The following is a 2,816-nucleotide window of genomic DNA, read 5'->3' as shown; positions in this document are numbered from 1 at the left end:
CGACAAGGGGGCGCGGTGGAGTCCGGCGGAGGCGGGGGAGGCGACGCTGAAGTTGCTCTCGCGGGCAGAGGTGCCTCAGCCGGTGTATGGGGCGAGGTAGGGGCGGAACCTACCCCGCCCCTTCCCCGAACTTTCCGGCCGCGATCTCTTGGCAGCTACCCGCCCGAGGCGACCCGCACCGGCTCAGTCCCCTCCGCACTGTGCCGCGCAGCCCAATTCTCCAGCGACGTCCGGCACGCGTGATCCAGATGCCGGAGTCCCGCGAGGTCCAGTTCGATCGGCCGGTCCTGAGGCAGCGCCTCCAGCGCGTCCAGCAGCTTCGGCAGCCGCAGGAACGTCGCGTTGCCGGACAGGTGCGCCCGGATCGGCCCGGCCCCCTTGTCGACGACCTCCACGTGCACATGGGACGTCTCCCACGCCGTCTTGATGATGGCGAGGGCGAGACCGATGAGGACACCCTCGAACATGCTCACCGAGACGATCGCCGCGGCCGTCACCGCCAGCACGACCGCCTCGCCGCGGTGCTCACGCCACAGCTGCGCCAACTGCCGTACGGGAACCAGCTTGCAGCCCGCGTGCACGAGGACACCGGCGAGCGCGGCGACCGGGATGAGGCCGAGCGCGGCGGGCAGCAGCGCGGCGAAGAGGAGGAGCCACACGCCGTGCAGGACGCGGGACGCCTTCGTGCGCGCACCCGCCTGCACATTGGCCGCGCTGCGGACGATGACGGCGGTCATCGGCAGCGCGCCGAGCAGCCCGCACACGGTGTTGCCCGCGCCCTGGGCGATCAGTTCTTTGTCGTAGGAGGTGCGCGGACCGTCGTGCAGGCGGTCCACCGCGGCCGCGCTGAACAGGCTCTCGGCGGAGGCGATCAGGGCGAAGGCGAGCACGGTGCCGATGGCGCCGACTCCGGCCAGTTCGCCGAAGGCGGCCGCGTCCGGCATCTGAACCGCATCGAGGAGCCCCTGCACCTCGACCGTGGCCACGGTCAGCGAGAAGAGCAGCGAGGCACCCGTGGCGAGCGCCACGGCGGCGAGCGGGGCGGGCACCACGCGGACCTTCGCGGGGAGCCTGCGCCACAGCACGAGTACGGCGATGGTGCCCGCGCCGAGACCGAAGGCGGTCAGGGCGCGCCCCGAGCCGAAGATGTCGGTGAGCAGCCCGGGAAGACCGTCGATCTTGCCGAGCCCGCTCGCGGGGGCCTCGAGGTCCGCCATGGCGTACAACTGCCCGGCGATCAGGACGAGTCCGATGCCGGCGAGCATGCCTTCCACGACGGCCACGGAGATGGCACGGAAGAAGCGCCCGAGCCGCAGCGCGCCCATGGCGAGCTGGAGGATCCCGGCGGCGAGCACGAGGGCGCCGAGCGCCGCGATGCCGTACTCCTGGACGGCTTCGTAGACAAGGACGGTGAGTCCGGCGGCGGGGCCGCTGACCTGGAGGCTGCTGCCGGGAAGGAGGCCGGTGACGATGCCGCCGACGATGCCGGTGATCAGACCGAGTTCGGCGGGTACCCCGGAGGCGACGGCCACGCCGACACACAGGGGAAGCGCGACGAGGAAGACGACTACGGAGGCGGCGAAATCGTGCCGCGCGACGCCCGGGGACCGGAAGAGCGAGCGGGCGCGATCGAGTGGTGAGGCAGGGGAATGCTGCATGTCGATGACTCCTGAGCGCTGTGGGGGGCGCATCGGTGTGACGTGGACGTGTCGGTTCCGGCGAGGGCGAGGGCGAGGACGAGGGCGAGGACGAGGACGCGCGGATGGGTCACGCGCGCGTGGCGCCCGAGTGGGGCGCGTGCGTGGACGCCGTCGTGCCGGAGGAGCCGATCAGCAGCGGAAGACCTGGAAGAGTGCCGGTAGTTCGCGACCCGCGGGTCTTGACTCGGGGTAGGCGCAGACGACCGGGCGCTGCGCGGGCGTGGCGCCGTCCGGGGACGTGACGGTCCCGGTGCCGGTGCGCACGACGGAGTCGGGAGTGAGGTCGCGGCAGTTCGGGCGGCCACGGGCCCGGAAGTGCTCGGAGGTCTCTTCGGGGTCCGTTTCGTCGCCGCAGTGCGCGTAGGGCGCGGTGGCCGGTGCCGTGCGGGACTCCGCGGCGGACGACGCTTCGCCCACCCCCTGCGCGAAGAACTGGACGATCACCAGAACCACGGCGATCAACGCCGCGGGCAGCACCCATCGGCGCACTCCGGCTCCCGTCACAGTGGCAAAGTCCTCACGTGGCTGCGTAACTCGCATCGTCACCAAGTAACTTAACCGGCGTATGTGTCACCCGGGTGACCTGGTGGTGACATGACGCGATAGTCACCCCTCGATCGCGTGTATGTGGCGCATTTGTGCCGGGCACGGCCCTGGGGCCGCGCCCGGCGCCGGTCAGTGGGCGTGCGGTCCGCCCGTCATCTGCGGCTTCCCGCGCGGTACGAGTACGAAGGTGGCGGCAGCGCTGACCGCGGCCGCGACGGCGCACACCAGGAACGCGTTCGCGAATCCGCCGCTCGTCCCGCCTTCGATGCCGGACGCGGCCACCGTGGAGACGACGGCGACGCCCACCGAGCCGCCCACTTCGTGGAAGGTGTTCACCACGCCGGACGCGACGCCCGCCTCCTCGGGGTCGATGAACCCCAGTGCGGTGGTCGTGGCCGCGACGAACACCGAGCCGAGTCCCAGTGCCGCCACGGACATGCCCGGTGCCACCACCGCCCACGTGCTGCCGTCAGGCCCGACGCCGGTGAGCAGGCCGGTGCCGGCCGCGGCGAGCGCGAGTCCCACCGCCGCCGTGGCCCGCGCCCCCACCCGGCCCACGAACCTGTCTCT

Annotated in this window: 2 protein-coding genes and 2 pseudogenes; 1 reads left to right on the top strand and 3 read right to left on the bottom strand. The window is 72.1% G+C overall.

The window, feature by feature from the left end; translation table 11 throughout:
- A pseudogene (locus tag E2651_RS45840) lies at window positions 1-100 on the top strand (short-chain dehydrogenase); the annotation flags it as partial.
- A 55-nt stretch (window positions 101-155) separates the two neighbouring features.
- Here the strand turns inward: E2651_RS45840 and E2651_RS42390 are convergent.
- From E2651_RS42390 to E2651_RS44495, 3 genes and pseudogenes are all read right to left on the bottom strand, one after another.
- Window positions 156-1,658: a SulP family inorganic anion transporter gene (locus tag E2651_RS42390; protein WP_135336595.1), complete on the bottom strand. Its 1,503-nt coding sequence runs from the start codon at window positions 1,656-1,658 to the stop codon at window positions 156-158.
- A gap of 171 nt (window positions 1,659-1,829) precedes the next feature.
- A complete protein-coding gene (locus tag E2651_RS42380) occupies window positions 1,830-2,204 on the bottom strand; it encodes a hypothetical protein (protein WP_135336594.1) in 375 nt (124 codons plus the stop codon).
- 171 nt (window positions 2,205-2,375) lie between these two features.
- Window positions 2,376-2,816: pseudogene (locus tag E2651_RS44495) on the bottom strand (MFS transporter); the annotation flags it as partial.

Source organism: Streptomyces sp. MZ04, from assembly GCF_004684775.1.
Lineage (GTDB): Bacteria > Actinomycetota > Actinomycetes > Streptomycetales > Streptomycetaceae > Streptomyces.
This window is presented reverse-complemented; position numbering and strand designations above follow the sequence as displayed.

Bases quoted from the DNA above. Each gene is read 5' to 3' on its own strand.
- E2651_RS42390 (WP_135336595.1), bottom strand. From the start codon at position 1,658: ATGCAGCATTCCCCTGCCTCACCACTCGATCGCGCCCGCTCGCTCTTC.